12 protein-coding genes and 7 tRNA genes are annotated in these 17,207 nt (G+C 43.2%); 4 read left to right on the forward strand and 15 right to left on the reverse strand.

Annotated elements, in window-relative coordinates:
* Positions 1-50 precede the first annotated feature (50 nt).
* Entirely contained in the window at positions 51-1,469 is a 1,419-nt protein-coding gene (locus E7Y33_RS02195; RefSeq protein ID WP_139689533.1) for an NCS2 family permease, read from the reverse strand.
* A gap of 187 nt (positions 1,470-1,656) precedes the next feature.
* Here E7Y33_RS02195 and E7Y33_RS02200 point away from each other — a divergent pair, with 187 nt between their 5' ends.
* From E7Y33_RS02200 to E7Y33_RS02215, 4 genes are all read left to right on the forward strand, one after another.
* Positions 1,657-2,469, forward strand: a complete 813-nt coding sequence (locus tag E7Y33_RS02200) for a Cof-type HAD-IIB family hydrolase (RefSeq protein ID WP_139689534.1) — start codon at positions 1,657-1,659, stop codon at positions 2,467-2,469.
* 283 nt (positions 2,470-2,752) lie between these two features.
* Positions 2,753-3,742, forward strand: a complete 990-nt coding sequence (locus E7Y33_RS02205; protein ID WP_000021983.1) for a PTS sugar transporter subunit IIB — start codon at positions 2,753-2,755, stop codon at positions 3,740-3,742.
* Positions 3,743-3,817: 75 nt separating this feature from the next.
* A complete protein-coding gene (locus tag E7Y33_RS02210; protein WP_139689535.1) occupies positions 3,818-4,630 on the forward strand; it encodes a PTS mannose/fructose/sorbose transporter subunit IIC in 813 nt (270 codons plus the stop codon).
* Between the two features lie 14 nt (positions 4,631-4,644).
* Positions 4,645-5,556, forward strand: a complete 912-nt coding sequence (locus E7Y33_RS02215; RefSeq protein ID WP_000818316.1) for a PTS system mannose/fructose/sorbose family transporter subunit IID — start codon at positions 4,645-4,647, stop codon at positions 5,554-5,556.
* Positions 5,557-5,613: 57 nt separating this feature from the next.
* On the opposite strand, the gene E7Y33_RS02220 is transcribed toward E7Y33_RS02215, so the two are convergent.
* From E7Y33_RS02220 to E7Y33_RS02285, 14 genes are all read right to left on the reverse strand, one after another.
* Positions 5,614-7,842 carry an HAD-IC family P-type ATPase gene (locus E7Y33_RS02220; RefSeq protein WP_139689536.1) on the reverse strand — a complete coding sequence of 743 codons (2,229 nt, stop codon included), beginning with the start codon at positions 7,840-7,842 and terminating at the stop codon, positions 5,614-5,616.
* Between the two features lie 163 nt (positions 7,843-8,005).
* On the reverse strand, positions 8,006-9,340 hold the full coding sequence (gene pepC, locus E7Y33_RS02225) for an aminopeptidase C (protein ID WP_139689537.1): 1,335 nt from the start codon (positions 9,338-9,340) through the stop codon (positions 8,006-8,008).
* 111 nt (positions 9,341-9,451) lie between these two features.
* Positions 9,452-10,174 carry a pseudouridine synthase gene (locus E7Y33_RS02230; RefSeq protein ID WP_125457305.1) on the reverse strand — a complete coding sequence of 241 codons (723 nt, stop codon included), beginning with the start codon at positions 10,172-10,174 and terminating at the stop codon, positions 9,452-9,454.
* A gap of 179 nt (positions 10,175-10,353) precedes the next feature.
* On the reverse strand, positions 10,354-10,584 hold the full coding sequence (locus tag E7Y33_RS02235) for a GlsB/YeaQ/YmgE family stress response membrane protein (RefSeq protein WP_139689538.1): 231 nt from the start codon (positions 10,582-10,584) through the stop codon (positions 10,354-10,356).
* 9 nt (positions 10,585-10,593) lie between these two features.
* The gene (locus tag E7Y33_RS02240; protein WP_139689539.1) at positions 10,594-11,835 is read right to left on the reverse strand and encodes an aminopeptidase; all 1,242 of its coding nucleotides are present in this window, start codon (positions 11,833-11,835) and stop codon (positions 10,594-10,596) included.
* Positions 11,836-11,856: 21 nt separating this feature from the next.
* Positions 11,857-12,009 carry a hypothetical protein gene (locus tag E7Y33_RS09410; protein WP_139689540.1) on the reverse strand — a complete coding sequence of 51 codons (153 nt, stop codon included), beginning with the start codon at positions 12,007-12,009 and terminating at the stop codon, positions 11,857-11,859.
* 19 nt (positions 12,010-12,028) lie between these two features.
* Complete coding sequence (locus E7Y33_RS02250) at positions 12,029-16,420, reverse strand: PolC-type DNA polymerase III (protein ID WP_139689541.1); 4,392 nt, start codon at positions 16,418-16,420, stop codon at positions 12,029-12,031.
* A gap of 175 nt (positions 16,421-16,595) precedes the next feature.
* Positions 16,596-16,669 (reverse strand) — tRNA-Pro (locus tag E7Y33_RS02255).
* 15 nt (positions 16,670-16,684) lie between these two features.
* Positions 16,685-16,758 (reverse strand) — tRNA-Arg (locus E7Y33_RS02260).
* Between the two features lie 11 nt (positions 16,759-16,769).
* Positions 16,770-16,855, reverse strand: a tRNA-Leu gene (locus E7Y33_RS02265).
* 7 nt (positions 16,856-16,862) lie between these two features.
* Positions 16,863-16,934: transfer RNA gene (locus E7Y33_RS02270), tRNA-Gly, on the reverse strand.
* A gap of 27 nt (positions 16,935-16,961) precedes the next feature.
* Positions 16,962-17,034: transfer RNA gene (locus E7Y33_RS02275), tRNA-Thr, on the reverse strand.
* Between the two features lie 12 nt (positions 17,035-17,046).
* Positions 17,047-17,128 (reverse strand) — tRNA-Leu (locus tag E7Y33_RS02280).
* A 5-nt stretch (positions 17,129-17,133) separates the two neighbouring features.
* Positions 17,134-17,206 (reverse strand) — tRNA-Lys (locus E7Y33_RS02285).
* Position 17,207: the final 1 nt, after the last annotated feature.

Raw genomic sequence — 17,207 nt, forward strand, 5'->3', positions numbered from 1 at the left:
TACCTCCTTATAATTAAAAAGGGGAGACTCCCCTTTTTCTATTATACCATTTATAGCGCCATACTGATATAGTTAAGGATAAACAAGGCATCCAAAATCCAAATCATTACGTGCACATCCTTGGCTTGACCTTTGACAACTTTTGTCAAGGTATATGTCAAGAAACCAACAGCAATCCCTTGTGTGATAGAGTAGCTGAATCCCATAAAGATAGATGTGAAGAAGGCAGGAACCGCTTCAGCCATATCATCCCAAGGGATATTTTTCAAGTTAGAAAGCATCATGATTCCGACGATGATCAAAATTGGTGCTGTTGCAGCTGTCGGAACAATCGCTAGAAGTGGGCTAAAGAAGCTAGATAGAGCAAAACAGATCGCAACCACTAGGGCTGTCAAACCAGTACGTCCACCAGCACCGATACCCGCCGCAGACTCAACATAGGTCGTAACGTTTGAAGTACCTGCAATGGCACCTACCGAAGTTGCTACCAAATCAGAGTATAGAGCCTTGTCCAATTTAGCGGACTCATGGTTTTCTCCGCTTGTCGCAACGATACCAACTTTTTCACCAGTACCGATAAGAGTACCAATTGTGTCAAAAATATCCGTTAGTGAGAAGGCAAGAATAGCCATCAAGGTTTCTGGTAAACGTGAAGTGTTTGAAATCAAAGATCCTAAACCTTCTGAACCCAGAGCAGCACCAAACAAAGTTCCTAGATCATTAACCGCTGATGAAAGGTTGTTGCTAGCAAAGTCAATCGCTGACAAATTCACAACTTTAACGGCAATGGCAAGGACAGTCGTTGTTAAAATAGAAAGAATAATTCCACCTTTGATGCCTTTAACTACAAAGAAAATGGTAATAGCCAGACCTGCAAGAGCCACCAATACTGCTGGAGTATTGAAGTCTACCAATCCTGGAACAGCCGCTGAGTTTGCAGTAAGTGCAGCTTGAGCCTTGTCTGCTCCTTCACCTGCTACCGTATAAGTACCTGGATCGATTGAGAATTTCAAGAGACCAGCATTCTTAATTCCAACATAGGCAAGGAAAACACCAATACCAGCCGAAATAGCTGAACGAAGTGTTGTTGGAATAGATTCGATGATCATTTTACGAACATTTGTTAAGGTGATAATCAGTGAAATAATTCCACAAATGAAGACCATACCAAGAGCTTCTTTCCAAGTATAGCCCATCCCAAATACAACTGTAAATGTGAAGAAGGCATTTAGTCCCATACCTGGTGCTTGTGCGTATGGCAAATTAGCATAGAAAGCCATCATCAAAGTACCGACTACAGAACCGATAATTGTTGCCAAGAACACACCTTGAACAGGCATACCCGTTTGGGAAAGCATTTGAGGGTTTACAAAGAGAATATAACTCATTGCAAAGAATGTTGTTAAACCAGCAAGCACCTCTGTACGGACATCTGTCCCGTGCTCTTTTAGTTTAAATAGTTTGTCCATTTTTAATCTCCTTTTGTTTTTTACGAACGATATTAGTATTATATCATTTATCATTCACCTTTTCAATATGTTTGTTTGATTTATTTAATAAATCAAAGTAACTGTAGTTTTTGTTCTTATCTGCTTTTCTTCCTTCTTTTTGATATAATAGAAGACATCTTATCTGGAAACGACTAGGAAGGTTTATATGACTAAAAAAATTATCGCAGTCGATTTGGACGGAACCCTGCTGAATAGTGAAAGCAAGCTCTCCGATTTCACCAAAGAGACGATCAAAAAAATTTCAGAAAAAGGACACCATGTCATCATCACGACGGGACGTCCGTATCGTATGGCAAAAGATTTCTACCGTGAGCTAGAATTGCATACTCCCATGATTAACTTTAATGGTTCTCTTACCCATCTACCAGGACAGGCTTGGGAGCATGAAAAGTGCTTGACCTTGGACAAAAAATACCTCCTAGACATGGTCAAGCGCACGAAAGACATCCAGGCTGATTTTATTGCAGGAGAATATCGAAAAAAATTCTATATCACGACTCCGAATGAAGAAATTGCGGATCCTAAACTATTTGGCGTAGAGAACTTCCGGCCGGAAAATCAATTCAAGCCCGAACGAGTAACCAAAGATCCCAACTGCATCCTCTTGCAAACAAGGGCTGAAGACAAATACGCTTTAGCGGACGAGATGAATCGTTTTTATCAGCACCAACTAGCTATCAATACCTGGGGCGGGCCCCTCAACATCCTCGAGTGTACTCCCAAGGGGGTAAACAAGGCCTTTGCTCTAGAGTACTTGCTCAATGTGATGAATCGTGATAAAAAAGACTTGATCGCCTTTGGTGATGAGCATAATGACACTGAAATGTTGGCATTTGCAGGCAAGGGATATGCTATGAAAAACGCCAATCCTGCTCTTCTTCCATATGCAGACGAACAACTTCCTCTGACCAACGAAGAAGATGGCGTTGCCCACGCTTTACAAAATTTGTTCCTATAAAAAGGGAAGATTACCCTCTGCAATCTTTCCTTTTTGTTTTCATTCTTTTTTTCATAATGGCGATTTATTTTCTGTATTTTTATATTAAATTTTCTATTACCATTTTCATTTATCTCTCAAAAGCATTGGTATATTAATATTTTTAAAAAGTCATTCTATGAAAACTTTTACATCTTTTTAGAAAAAGTAGTTGATTTTTATATGAAAACGGTTTATACTTAAAGTTAGGCTTAAAGTTTTCTTAAACATACAGTCAAACATTTTATAAGGAGGAATGACAATAATGAGTATCGGAATCATTATTGCGAGCCACGGCGAATTTGCTGCGGGTATTCATCAGTCAGGATCTATGATCTTTGGTGAACAAGAAAAGGTTCAAGTTGTAACCTTTATGCCAAATGAAGGTCCAGATGACCTTTACGCTAAATTCAATAACGCTGTGGCTGCATTTGACGCAGAAGATGAGGTTCTAGTATTGGCTGACCTTTGGAGTGGATCTCCATTCAACCAAGCTAGTCGCGTAATGGGAGAAAATCCAGAACGTAAGTTTGCCATCATCACAGGACTGAACTTGCCGATGTTGATCCAAGCCTACACAGAGCGCCTTATGGACGCGAATGCAGGTGTGGATAAAGTCGCTGCGAATATCATTAAAGAAGCCAAAGATGGCATCAAGGCTCTTCCAGAAGAGCTTAACCCAGTTGAGGAAGTTGCAACCGCTGCAGCTGCTCCAGTTGCACAAGCTGCTATTCCAGAAGGAACAGTTATCGGTGACGGTAAACTGAAAATCAACCTTGCTCGTCTAGACACTCGTCTCCTTCACGGTCAGGTTGCCACTGCTTGGACTCCTGATTCAAAAGCAGACCGTATCATCGTTGCTTCAGACAACGTTGCAAACGACGAATTGCGTAAAGAATTGATCAAACAAGCAGCTCCAAACGGAGTAAAAGCTAACGTTGTCCCAATTCAAAAATTGATCGACGTTGCAAAAGACCCACGTTTCGGCGAAACTCATGCTCTTATCTTGTTTGAAACTCCACAAGATGCACTTCGTGCTATCGAAGGTGGCGTACCAATCAAGACCCTTAACGTTGGTTCTATGGCTCACTCAACAGGTAAAACAATGATTAACAACGTTTTGTCTATGGACAAAGAAGACGTTGCAACCTTTGAAAAAATGCGTGATCTCGGTGTTGAATTTGACGTACGTAAAGTACCAAACGACACGAAAAAAGATTTGTTTGACTTGATTAAGAAAGCAAACGTTCAATAATTTTAATCTGTTTCTATCATTTTTGAAAACAGGATTAAATACTTTATTAAAACTAAATAGAAAAGGAATAAAACCATGTCAGATATTTCAATCATTTCTGCTATCTTGGTTGTAGTTGTTGCCTTCCTTGCAGGTCTTGAAGGTATCCTCGACCAATTCCAATTCCATCAACCAATCGTCGCATGTACCCTTATCGGACTTGCAACTGGTAACCTCGAAGCAGGTGTTATGCTTGGTGGATCTCTTCAAATGATTGCCCTTGGTTGGGCAAACATCGGAGCTGCCGTAGCTCCTGACGCTGCTCTTGCCTCTGTTGCCGCAGCAATCATCTTGATTAAAGGTGGTAACTTTACTACTGAAGGTATCGCCGTTGCAACAGCAACAGCTATCCCTCTTGCCGTAGCTGGACTTTTCTTGACTATGATTGTTCGTACAATCTCAGTTGGTTTGGTTCACACTGCTGATGCTGCTGCTAAAGACGGAAATATTGCGGCTGTTGAACGTGCTCACTTTATCGCCCTTCTTCTTCAAGGTCTTCGTATTGCAATCCCTGCTGCCTTCCTTATCGCTATCCCAGCTTCTGCCGTTCAAGATGCTCTTAAATTGATGCCAGACTGGTTGAATGGTGGTATAGCTGTCGGTGGTGCTATGGTCGTTGCCGTTGGTTACGCTATGGTTATCAACATGATGGCAACTCGTGAAGTATGGCCATTCTTCGCAATCGGTTTTGCACTTGCTGCGATTTCTCAATTGACTTTGATTGCCCTTGGTGTCATCGGTGTTGCCCTTGCCTTCATCTACCTTAACCTTACAAAACAAGGCGGAAACGGTGGCGGCGGAGCTGCGACTTCTAACGACCCAATCGGTGATATCCTAGAAGACTACTAGAAAGGGGAACAATCATGGCTGAAAAAATTCAATTATCAAAATCAGATCGTCAAAAAGTTTGGTGGCGTTCACAATTCCTTCAAGGTTCTTGGAACTACGAACGTATGCAAAACTTGGGTTGGGCTTACTCTTTAATCCCAGCTATCAAAAAATTGTACACTAAAAAAGAAGACCAAGCGGCTGCTCTTGAGCGTCACCTTGAGTTCTTCAACACTCACCCATACGTAGCTGCTCCTATCATGGGGGTTACTCTTGCACTTGAAGAAGAGCGCGCTAACGGTGTTGAAATCGACGACGCAGCTATCCAAGGGGTTAAGATCGGTATGATGGGACCTCTTGCTGGTATCGGTGACCCAGTATTCTGGTTTACAGTTCGTCCTATCCTTGGAGCCCTTGGTGCATCACTTGCTGCATCTGGTAACATTGTTGGTCCCCTTCTCTTCTTCTTTGGATGGAATGCTATCCGTATGGCCTTCCTATGGTATACACAAGAGTTCGGTTACAAAGCTGGATCTGAAATCACTAAAGACATGTCTGGTGGTATCTTGAAAGACATCACCAAAGGAGCATCTATCCTTGGTATGTTCATCCTTGCCGTTCTTGTACAACGTTGGGTATCTATCAACTTTACTGTGAACCTTCCAGGTAAACAATTGGCAGAAGGTGCTTATATCAACTTCCCAGAAGGCGCTGTAACAGGTGGAGAATTGAAGGGAATCCTTGGTCAAGCACTCAGCGGATTGAGCTTGGATAGCGTTCAACCACAAACTCTTCAAGGTCAGTTGAACTCATTGATTCCAGGATTGATGGGACTTCTCCTTACTTTCCTTTGCATGTGGTTGCTTAAGAAAAAAGTATCACCAATCGCAATCATCCTTGCTCTCTTTGCAGTAGGTATTGCAGCTCGTTTCTTCGGTATCATGTAAACCATCGAGAATATAAATAAAAAAGAATCAGGTAATAAACCTGATTCTTTTTGTGTATCAACTTTTTCTTCTAGTCAGATAATGCAAGCCTCCAATCACCACTGCTAGGATGGCTACATAGACGACTTGGCTGGTTTCTAAAGGCACATACGCTCCTTGCAGGATAAAAGTATTGGCAAGGACGCCAACAAGGGCTGCAAGGCTCAAAAGTATGAGCAAGACTAGTTTGTATCGATTAAATGGCAGACTGACCTTGGCAACTAGACACAGACCATTGATTAAAGCCAGTAGGAAGCAAATAAATTTGACCTGACCTGGGACAGTGATAAAGAAGTTCGTCAGGAGAACACTAGTAACCAGAATGCCACCACCAATCGCAGCATTGGTCAAAATATCTCGCATAAAATGTGTGCTGACCTTTTCTTTATTGGACTCAAAAGTTAGAAAGAAGGATGGAATCCCAATCGTAATGGCTGAAATGATTGTAAACTGAATGGGGATAAAGGCAAATTCCAAACCAAATACCACACTCAAAATCGCAAACACGATGGAGAAGAAAGTCTTTGTTAGAAAAAGAGAGGCTACCTTTTGGATGTTATTGATGACCCGGCGTCCTTCCATCAAGATATCATAAAATACTGCAAAGTCATCTGTGAGAAAAACAATATTGGATACACTTTTGGCTGCGCTGGTAGCACCATTCATAGCAAAACTGATATCTGCTTTCTTGAGAGCCAGAACATCATTGACCCCGTCACCACTCATGGCAACTGTTTTCCCAGCATTTTGCAAAATAGATACCATCTTTTGCTTCTGTTCAGGTGTCACACGACCAAATATTTCGTGTTCCAAGACCACTCTTTCAAAATCTTGTTCACTCACCTTGGTCATATCAATCGCACGGGCTTCTTCCTTAAAACCTGCCTTACGAGCCACCCCATATACAGCCAAATGATTATCACCACTGATAATCTTCACTTCAACACCTTGAGATTCGAAATAGTCAAAGGTTTCCTTGGTATTGTCCTTAATCTCATCTGACAAAACGACGTGCCCTAGTAGTTCCATATTGGCTGGACTCATGATGTGGTCCTTACTATGGGCAAGTGTCAAGATTCGAAAACCTTGCTGTTTCAGATGCTCATAGTAGGCATCCATCGGCTGGGTAAAGCCTAGAAATTCATAAGCACCGAAGAAATAGGTCCCACCCTCTTTTACTTGGACAAAGGAATACTTGTTTTTACTTGAAAAGGCACCGACTTCTTGAACTTCCCACTTTTTCTCACAGGTTAAGTAAGTCTTCAGAGCTCGGGAAGTTGCATTTTCATCCTCGAAATAAGCCAGATAAGAAGACAGTTTCTCTGCTACATTAGCATCTATTTTTTGGACCTTCATATTACCAGTCGTGATAGTTCCTGTCTTATCAAAACAAAGAACATCTACTCGCGCCAAGGTCTCTACACAGTATAGTTCCTGCACTAGAACCTTCTTTTTAACCAACTTCATGGCTGCTACCGCTAGGGAGACGCTAACCAATAGAATCAAACCCTCTGGAATCATGCCGACCAAGGCACCTGAACTTCCTAAAACAATCTCAACATAAGACCGTCCTAGACTAAAACCTCTGATATAGAGCAGAATGGCAACTGGCACCAGCAAGATCGAGACGATTTTTAAAATCTTATCCATGTAATCGCGTAGTTGAGAAGGGTATTTTTTGAATTCCTTGCTGGATTTTGCGAGTTTGTTGATATAACTATCGGGTCCGACCGCCGTTGCCGTAACCAGACAAGTACCGCTAACGACATTGCTTCCGCTCATCAGCTGGTCACCAACCGTTTTAAAGACCGAATCACTCTCACCCGTCAGCAAGGACTCATCTACTTCAATATTCCCTTCAAGGACTTCTGCATCTACAGGCACCTGATCTCCCAGATTGAGATGCAGATACTCACCCAGAACGATATCCTCTGGATCAATCTCGATTGTTTGACCATCTCGATTGACCTTGTACTTACTTTTACCAAGCAAACTTAGCTTTTCTAAGGCATTTTTTGAACGCACTTCTTGGAAAATCCCTATGGCTGTATTGATAGCAATTACACCTAAAAAGAGCATATTTTCAAATCGCAAGGTTGTGGCTACCAGAACTGCCAGAGCCAAGTTCATAGCATTAAAGAAGGTAAAGATATTTGAAACGACAATTTCCTTGGTTGTTTTGTAAGGTTTAATGTCGCTGATATTTTGTTGACGACCCTTGATGTCTTGGCTTCTTAAATACTTCATTTCTACTCCGATATCCTTTTGTACTACTATAGTAACACATATCCTTTTCTCTGTCACTTAAAGACTCAAACTAAGAAAGACTTACTTGTCAAGCATCATCTATCCCCACTTTAAGAAGTACTAAGAAAAGGCTAGGATTCCCCTAACCTTTTTTCTTTATGCTTTATTCTGCCAAGGCTCCCATTGGATCCCAAGGTGCAAGCACAATTGGTTCTGCTTCATAGGCAGCTTGTTCTTCTGCTGTCAGCAATTCTTTGCGAACAACGATTTGGTAAGTGTATTCGTCCATCCAAGCATCTGAGGCAACAAAGTAACCATCTGTACCGACCTTGTCTCCCCATGAGTTCTCAACCTTCCATTTGGTTGACTTGCCATTTTCATCCAAATCCACACCTGTCAAGACCATGGCGTGGGTCATCAAGCTTTCGCTGTAGTCCAAACGTCCAGCCTTATCTTGAGTCAGTTTAATGTCCATGCTTGATTCAAAGTCATAAACATCTGTCGCAAGGATTCCAGCTTTACGGTTGCTGAGCTGACCGACATCTGATCCAAACCAAACAGTTTCTCCTGTTTGCATTTGGGCAATCGCCAATTCTTTCAAGCGCTCCATTGGAACGTTGATGTAGCGAACTGCACGGCTATCAACCACATTTCCCAACATCTCAACTGTGTAAGATTTGCCGTAAGGCTTGTCAGCAGTTGGTGCGTTGATAACAGAAATGTAGTCTTCTAGAGGAAGATTGACATATTTCTTGTAAAATTCCTGTGGTGTGATTCCTTTTTCACTTTGGTAATTGTCATCCTTATCACGATAAGCAAAGTCAAATTTACGTGGTGGAAGTCCTAGTGACATAGCAAGGAAGTTAAAGATTTCTTGCAAGAGGTCTTCTTTCTTAGCTTGAACAGTCACTTGGTCTGCACCAGAAGCGAGCAAGTCACGTAAGATTTGGGCATCTTGGCGAAGCAATTTATTAAGGATGGCATTGAGCTCACGGCTACTGCTAGATGAAACAGACTCAGGATAAACAGACTTGGGAACGACACCGTATTTCTCAAAGAGGGCAACGACCATATCCCATTGACCACCATCTTGTTGTGGAGTTTGGAGTAGGAAGCTAACCTTGCGACTCGTCAATTCTTGGTCTGCAGTCGCAATGACTTGCTCCAAGAACCAGTTGGATTTCTCGTACTTGTCCCAGAAGAATGTGTGGGCTTGTGACAACTCAAAGTTTTCTAATTTGTATTGAGAGATAAGTTTGTGGCGGAAGGTGTTGAGAGCTGCAAACATCCAGCAACGACCAGAGGCTTTTTGGTTAGTAACCTTGTCCTTGGTCAAATCAAGCGAGAAAACAGGTGTGTTGTCAACATGGCTCTGACGACGTTCTAGGGCTGCAAAAATTCCATTGTGGCTGGCAGCATTTTCAATCGCTTGGTATTTGACATTTGCTTCATAGTTAGCAAATAATTTATCCGTAAATGATTCTTGAATCGCGTTCATAGATTCCTCCTTTTATTCTACTGTCTATTATAACTCTTTTCACAAATGAAGCAACCGAAAAACATAAAAAGGCAAGGACATTCTCCCTCACCTTTTCTAACATAATCCAAACTAAGCAATACTAACAAGGAGCTCCTCTAACTCCTCCTTGGTCAAGCGACGCCATTCTCCCCGTTTCAGGTTCTCGTCTAAAATCAATGTTCCCATCGTAAAACGTTGCAGGTCTACCACTTCCTTGCCACAGTAGGCCACCATTCGTTTGACCTGATGAAACTTCCCTTCAGCAATAGTCACACGAATTTGGCTTTGATTCTTTTCTGTATCTATGGACACAAGCTCCAGTCTAGCAGGCTGACAGGTAAAGTCTTTGAGCAGAATACCCTTGGCAAATGTTTCCACATCTTCTTGAGTCATGATTCCCTTGACTTGAGCCAAGTAAGTTTTATCTACATGACGCTTGGGCGATAGAAGGGCATGAGCCAGCTTTCCATCATTTGTCAAGAGTAAGAGTCCATGCGTATCGATATCCAAGCGCCCTACAGGAAAGACTTCTTTGGCACGTCCATAGTCGTCCAACAAGTCCAGAACCGTTCTATGCTTGGGATCCTCAGTCGCCGAAATGACTCCTTGGGGCTTGTTCATCATGTAGTAGACAAACTCTTCATACTCTAGCACTTGATCGTCAAAGCGAATCTCATCTTTTTCTTCATTTATTTGCAGTTTTGCTGATTTTTCTTTCTTGCCATTAACTGTCACGCGCCCAGCCTTGAGCAAGTTTTTGACCTCTGTCCGACTTCCTACAGCGCAAGCAACTAAAAATTTATCTAATCTCATAGAACTATTATATCATACTCAAAAGGAGGCTAGCCCAAGTGACCAACCTCCTTTTCGTTTCATACTCTTCAAAAATCAAATTCAAACCGCGTCAACGTCGCCTTGCCGTACTCAAGTACAGCCTGCGGCTAGTTTCCTAGTTTGCTCTTTGATTTTCATTGAGTATCGGATTTAAGAAATTAACTTCCTCGTCTCCAGAAAATAGCTAAGACAACCATAGCACCTAAAACAGCTGGGATAATGGCCGTTCCTGCTATAATTGGACCCCAAGTTCCGAAAAGCAAGTGGCCCAAAAAGGCACCAATCCAGCCGAGAAACATTTTTCCAAAGCATCCCATGCTCTCTCCACGATTGGTTAAAGCACCTGCCAAGAGTCCCACTAGGAGACCAACAAACATACTTCCAAGCATAGCTTCTCCTTAAATTGCCCAGTCTCCATTGCGGAAGAGCGGTACGCGTGTTCCATCCTCACGGATACCATCGATATCCATTTGATTCGAACCAATCATAAAGTCCACGTGAACATCTGAACGGTTCAGTCCAGCAGCTTCAAGCTCTTCTTCGCTCATCTCTGCCCCACCAACAACGCTGGTTGCATAGGCTGCACCGATAGCCAAGTGGTTTGAGGCATTTTCATCGAAAAGGGTATTAAAGAAGGTAATTCCTGACTGAGAAATTGGACTTGGATCTGGTACCAAGGCACATTCACCCAAGGCACGCGCACCAGCATTTTCAAAGACAAGATCTTTCATAACTTGATCGCCTTTTTCAGCTGTAATATCAACGATTTGACCATCCTTGAAAGTTACTTTAATCCCTTCAATGATATTTCCGTTATAGCTAAGTGGTTTTGTAGAAGTGACATAACCATCCGCGCGACGGAAGTCAGGCGCTGTGAAGACTTCCTCTGTCGGCATATTTGGCAAGAAACCTTCGCCTTGAGCATTGACAGCTCCAGCTGATTCCCAAACGTGATTTTTCGGCAATCCAAGTGTCAAGTCTGTTCCAGGAGCTGTGTAGTGAAGGGCTGAGAATTGTTCTTTATTGAGCATTTCTGCCTTGCTCTTGAGGATAGCAGCATGCTCTTCCCAAGCCTTAACGGGATCTTCTTCGTAGACACGGCAAGTTTTGAAAATTTGGTCCCAAAGGAAATCGACTGCTTCTTCATCGCTCGCAGCATTTGGAAAGACTTTCTTAGCCCATTCAAGTCCAGCAGCGGCAGCCACTGTCCAGCTAACCTTGTTGGACTGAGTTGCGATACGCATTGGCTTCATGGCAAGTCCCATAGCTTTGGCAGAAGCCGAAAGCTTGTCAGCATCCACGCCGTTCAAGGCACCTGGATCAGATGAGCGAACTCCAAGACGGCTAGCCTTGTTCTCCAAGAGATAGTTCATCTCAGCAATCTTGTATTCTGGTACATTGTCCAAACGCTCCATCGGCGCGTGAAGGAATTTCTCGCGGTTGATAACATCATCAGTCCACTGAACAATAATCTCATGCGCACCAAGTGCATATGCTTCTTTAACGATTAGATGCGCCAACTCGCGTTGCTCCACATCGATAGAGAGTGCTAAAGTATGACCAGGTTGCACGTTGATTCCGTTTGCAACCAACAATTTCGCATATTTTTCTAGATTTTCTTTAAAATTTGGTAAAACCATTCTATTCTTCCTTTTCTTTTGTTATTTTTCCTTCAAAGCAGAAAATAACCCTGCTAAAGCAATGGCACCAGACAAGAGCGCTGTCGATAGAAGGATTGTCTGATCAGCAAGTTCCAATTGATAATCAAACACCTTTTGCGCTGGCTTATCCTGAGCGGAAATGGTAAGTTTCATAAAAACCTCTTTCTATATTTTAGAAAAACTCATCAAACAAACTCAACTGGTTATCCTCTGGCATATTGCCGAGAATCCCCATTTCATCCATCTTTTCAACCAAGGTTGATGACAGTCCGCCACGCTTGCGCAACTCAGTTTTAGAGAGGAATTCCCCTTCTTTTCGAGCACGCACCAACTGCTTAGCAACGTTCTCTCCCAGACCATCCATTGCGACAAATGGTGGGATAAGAGTGTCTCCGTCAATGATGAATTCAGTCGCATCACTACGATAGAGGTCTAACTTGCCAAACTTAAAGCCACGTTCCCACATTTCATTGACAATCTCAAGAGTGGTATAGAGGTCAATCTCCACATTAGAGGCTTCATTATTCTTCCGTTTTTCAGCGATTTCTTCCATTCTACGTTTGATGGCATCCAAGCCCGCACCCATGGTCTTGATATCAAAGGCCTTGGCACGGATAGAGAAGTAAGCACAGTAGTAATAAATGGGATGATGGACCTTAAAGTAGGCTACACGCAAGGCCATCATAACGTAGGCTGCCGCATGGGCTTTAGGGAACATGTACTTAATTTTCCCACAGGACTCGATATACCACTCTGGTACCTTATTGGCCTTCATGGCTTCGATGTAGCCATTTCGCTCCTCTTCAGAAATCTTGAGCCACAAGCCCTTACGTACCCGTTCCATGATGGTAAAGGCCATCTTAGGTTCGAGACCAGCATGCATGAGGTAAACCATGATGTCGTCCCGACAACCGATAACAGTTGATAGATCCGCAATCCCTTGTTTAATCAAATCTTGGGCATTGCCCAGCCAAACGTCGGTACCGTGGGACAATCCAGACAGCTGAAGCAACTCCGCAAAAGTCGTCGGATGGGTTTCATCGACCATACCTCGGACAAAGTTGGTTCCAAACTCTGGAATCCCCAGCATACCCGTCGGCGTTCCTATTTGCTCAGGCGTCACCCCAAGCACATCTGTCCCAGAAAAGAGAGCCATAACACCTTCATCATCCATAGGAATTTCATTGGGGTCAATCCCAGACAAGTCCTGAAGTTTCCGAATCATGGTCGGATCATCATGTCCCAGTACATCGAGTTTGAGGACGTTCTCATCAATATCGTGGAAATTAAAGTGAGTGGTCTGCCATTCAGCCGTCACATCATCCGCTGGATACTGGACAGGCGTAAAGTCGTAAACATCCATGTAGTTAGGAATAACAACGATTCCCCCTGGGTGTTGTCCTGTAGTCCGCTTGACACCGGCAGCACCTTGGGCAAGACGTTCCACCTCTGCATCACGATAAAACTTCCCATAGTCTCTCTCATAGCCTTTTACAAATCCATAGGCAGTCTTAGCAGCTACCGTACCAACCGTTCCTGCACGGAAGGCATATTCTTCACCAAAGATATCACGCACATCCAAGTGGGCGCTAGGCTGGTCTTCTCCCGAGAAGTTCAAGTCAATATCGGGAACCTTGTCTCCATCAAAACCAAGGAAGGTTTCAAAGGGAATATCCTGTCCATTCTTACTGAGTTTGTGACCGCAGTTTGGACAATCCTTATTGGGCATATCAAATCCTGAACCATAAGAACCATCCGTGATAAATTCACTATACTGACACTGGCTACAAACATAATGAGGAGAGAGAGGGTTAACCTCCGTGATCCCAATCATGGTCGCAACAAAACTGGACCCGACAGACCCACGAGAACCAACCAAGTAGCCCCGTTCATTGGAACGTTGCACCAGCATCTGCGATGCCAGATAAATCACGGCAAATCCATTCCCCAGAATGGAAGTTAATTCTTTTTCAATCCGCAAATCGACAATATCTGGCAGCGGATTTCCATAAATCTCAAAGGCTTTCTTATAGGTCAGCTCAGCAACCGTTTCTTCCGCCTTGTCAATGAAAGGTGTGTACAAGTCACCCTTAACAACCTCAACAGGTTCAAAGATATCTGCCAAGGCATTGGTGTTTTCAATAACCAACTTGCGTGCTAAATCCTCGCCCAAGAAGGCAAATTCATCCAACATTTCATTAGTTGTTCGAAAATGAGCCTTCGGTAGCGGTGCAGGCTGGGCATGTTCACCATGACCGATGGTTCGGTTAATCATCGCCCCCTGTCCTAAACTACGGACAATAATTTCACGGTAAATCTCTTCTTCCGGTTCGATATAGTGGACATTTCCCGTAGCCAGAACAGGCTTGCCAAGACGGTCCCCAACCTCTATCAAACTCTTGATAATAGTCTGGAGTTCCTCCATATCCTTGACCTGCTCTTTAGCAATCAAGGGAGCATAGATAGCTGGTGGCATGACCTCGATAAAGTCATAATACTTGGCCACCTCAACCGCCGCATCCACACCTTGGGAAACGACTGCGTCAAAAACTTCACCCTCGGAGCAAGCTGACCCCAAAATCAAGCCCTCCCGATGGGCATCTAGAATCGTTCTCGGAATCCGTGGTACTCCTTCAAAGTACTTGGTATTGGACAAAGAAACCAGTTTAAAGATATTTTTTAGACCTACCTGATTCTTGACATAAATAGTCGCATGCTTGATCCGAGCTTTTTTATAAGAATCTGGACTAATCAAATCAATGTTGAGTCTAGCTAGGTCAGTCACACCATGTTTTTCTGCTACCTCTTTAATAAAGATGAAAAGCAAACGACCAGTAGCTTCCGCATCGTAGTTGGCCATGTGGTGGTGTTCCAGTGCTACACCAAAACGCTTAGTCAAAGGCCCCAAACCATGACGTTTATACTCAGGATAGAGGTTTCTAGCAAACTCCAGCGTATCGATGACTGGCTGGCTAATCTTAGGCAGACCATGACACTCATAGTTGGCATTCATAAAACCAACGTCAAAGGTAGCATTGTGGGCGACTAAGACTGTATCCTTGCAAAATTCTTGGAATTCTTGCAAAACTTGTTCCAGTGGTTTAGCATTTTTGACATGATCATCTGTAATTCCTGTCAACTCAGTAGTAAAGCCTGATAATGGATGCCCGGGATTGATAAATTCATCAAATTCGGCAATAACATTCCCCTTATACATCTTAGAGGCCGCAACCTGAATCAAATCATTATAGATAGCTGAAAGTCCCGTCGTTTCCACGTCAAAGACCACATAGGTCGCTTCTGACAAGTCCATCTCCACTTCGTTGTAAACGATAGGGACACGGTCCTCCACGATATTGGCTTCCATTCCATAGATCAGCTGGATTCCAGCTTTCTTAGCTGCCTTGTAGCCATGTGGGAAGGATTGAACATTTCCATGGTCGGTGATGGCAACCGCCTTGTGTCCCCACTTAGCAGCTGTCGCAACGATCTCCTCTACCTCTGGTAGAGCATCCATGGTCGACATGTTGGTATGAGCATGAAACTCAACCCGACGCTCACCTTCTGGCATCAAATCCTTCCGCTCATAGTGCACAACTTCCTGCACATCCTGGACGTTCATGGTCAAATCACGTGTGAAGTTATTCATCTCCACATTCCCACGAACTCGAAGCCAAGAATTCTTCTTAATGATGTCAAACTTCTGAGCCTCTTCTTCATTCTTAACCCATTTTTGCATTGAAAAACTTGAAGTGTAGTCTGTTATTTTAAAGTTGATCAAAACGCGACCAGTTCTGGTCACCTTATGCTCCACATCAAAAACGACCCCTTCAAAGACCAGGCGATTTTCCTCAGTCGTCACGTCGATCATCTGAGTAACTTCAGCCTTATCTAGTTTAGGCTTGGCCGCAGCCTTTTTAGTCTGAAAATCAAAGGCTGGCTTCTCTTCTACTGGAGGAGGAGCCATTTGTTCCAGTTGCTCCATAGCCCGGAGCGCTTCCTCATTGGCAGCTTGAACAATCTGTTCATTCTCCGTATGGAAGGCTTCCTCCTGCTCTTGTGTAAGAGCATCATTCTTTTCTATTTGGCATACAAAAGTTGGGAAACCAAACTTTTCGAGTTGCTTTGCTAGATTAGGAAGATGATTCTTCTTAAAGTGTTCCTTATCAATCGCCTCTGAACCTTCAATAATGAGTTGATTTCCCTCCGCACGAACGTTTAAATTCTGGTAAAGAGATTTAAACCCCTGACTTGCACATGGACCTTCAGAAAAAGCCTCTCTATAGTAGGCCTGCAAGAGTTCATTAGAGAATTCTTGAGAAAGAGCCTTGATTTCGAAAACAGCTCGATTCCCTGTCTTAGAAAATTCTTCACCAAGCCCTTTTTTTAACTCTAAAAAGATTTCAATCGGTAAAATATTAGAAAATACAAAATGAAATTCCCAAATCTTACTAATTTTATGAACCACAACACGCTCAATTCTGGCATCAACAAGAGCAGGATCCCGTCTCAATTGATCAGAGACTCCTAGTTGATTCATTAAAATTTCAAACTTACTTGACATTCATTTTCCTCACATTATTCTCTTACTATTTTACCATAATTAAAGAAAATATATGACTGGTACCATTCCTTAAGCACTACTAGTTTACACAAATTTATTCCGTAAACAAAAAAGAAGACTCTCAGAATCTCCTTAATAAATAAAAAAAGATACCCTTAAGTATCCTCGCAATCGATCGGGAAGACAGGATTCGAACCTGCGACACCTTGGTCCCAAACCAAGTACTCTACCAAGCTGAGCTACTTCCCGCGTTAAATAAAAAAATGCACCCTAGAGGAGTCGAACCTCTAACCGCCTGATTCGTAGTCAGGTACTCTATCCAGTTGAGCTAAGGGTGCTCATCATTATATGCCGAGGACCGGAATCGAACCGGTACGATCGTTACCAATCGCAGGATTTTAAGTCCTGTGCGTCTGCCAGTTCCGCCACCCCGGCCTCTCTAAGCGAACGACGGGATTCGAACCCGCGACCCCCACCTTGGCAAGGTGGTGTTCTACCACTGAACTACGTTCGCATCGACCTCTTATTCTATATAAAAAAATGCCGGCTACATGACTTGAACACGCGACCCTCTGATTACAAATCAGATGCTCTACCAACTGAGCTAAGCCGGCTGATTTCTATTATGCGGGTTAAGGGACTTGAACCCCCACGCCGTTAAGCGCCAGATCCTAAATCTGGTGCGTCTGCCAATTCCGCCAAACCCGCAAATATGACCCGTACTGGGCTCGAACCAGTGACCCATTGATTAAAAGTCAATTGCTCTACCAACTGAGCTAACGAGTCT

It is taken from the genome of Streptococcus oralis (assembly GCF_006175905.1).
GTDB lineage: Bacteria > Bacillota > Bacilli > Lactobacillales > Streptococcaceae > Streptococcus > Streptococcus oralis_BG.

What these genes read in the sequence shown, in the direction of transcription:
- E7Y33_RS02200 (WP_139689534.1), top strand. Translation starts at nt 1,657, where the DNA reads ATGACTAAAAAAATTATCGCAGTCGATTTGGACGGAACCCTGCTGAAT.
- E7Y33_RS02205 (WP_000021983.1), top strand. Translation starts at nt 2,753, where the DNA reads ATGAGTATCGGAATCATTATTGCGAGCCACGGCGAATTTGCTGCGGGT.
- E7Y33_RS02215 (WP_000818316.1), top strand. Translation starts at nt 4,645, where the DNA reads ATGGCTGAAAAAATTCAATTATCAAAATCAGATCGTCAAAAAGTTTGG.
- E7Y33_RS02210 (WP_139689535.1), top strand. Translation starts at nt 3,818, where the DNA reads ATGTCAGATATTTCAATCATTTCTGCTATCTTGGTTGTAGTTGTTGCC.
- E7Y33_RS02195 (WP_139689533.1), bottom strand. Translation starts at nt 1,469, where the DNA reads ATGGACAAACTATTTAAACTAAAAGAGCACGGGACAGATGTCCGTACA.
- E7Y33_RS02240 (WP_139689539.1), bottom strand. Translation starts at nt 11,835, where the DNA reads ATGGTTTTACCAAATTTTAAAGAAAATCTAGAAAAATATGCGAAATTG.
- E7Y33_RS02250 (WP_139689541.1), bottom strand. Translation starts at nt 16,420, where the DNA reads ATGTCAAGTAAGTTTGAAATTTTAATGAATCAACTAGGAGTCTCTGAT.
- E7Y33_RS02220 (WP_139689536.1), bottom strand. Translation starts at nt 7,842, where the DNA reads ATGAAGTATTTAAGAAGCCAAGACATCAAGGGTCGTCAACAAAATATC.
- E7Y33_RS09410 (WP_139689540.1), bottom strand. Translation starts at nt 12,009, where the DNA reads ATGAAACTTACCATTTCCGCTCAGGATAAGCCAGCGCAAAAGGTGTTT.
- E7Y33_RS02235 (WP_139689538.1), bottom strand. Translation starts at nt 10,584, where the DNA reads ATGCTTGGAAGTATGTTTGTTGGTCTCCTAGTGGGACTCTTGGCAGGT.
- E7Y33_RS02230 (WP_125457305.1), bottom strand. Translation starts at nt 10,174, where the DNA reads ATGAGATTAGATAAATTTTTAGTTGCTTGCGCTGTAGGAAGTCGGACA.
- pepC (WP_139689537.1), bottom strand. Translation starts at nt 9,340, where the DNA reads ATGAACGCGATTCAAGAATCATTTACGGATAAATTATTTGCTAACTAT.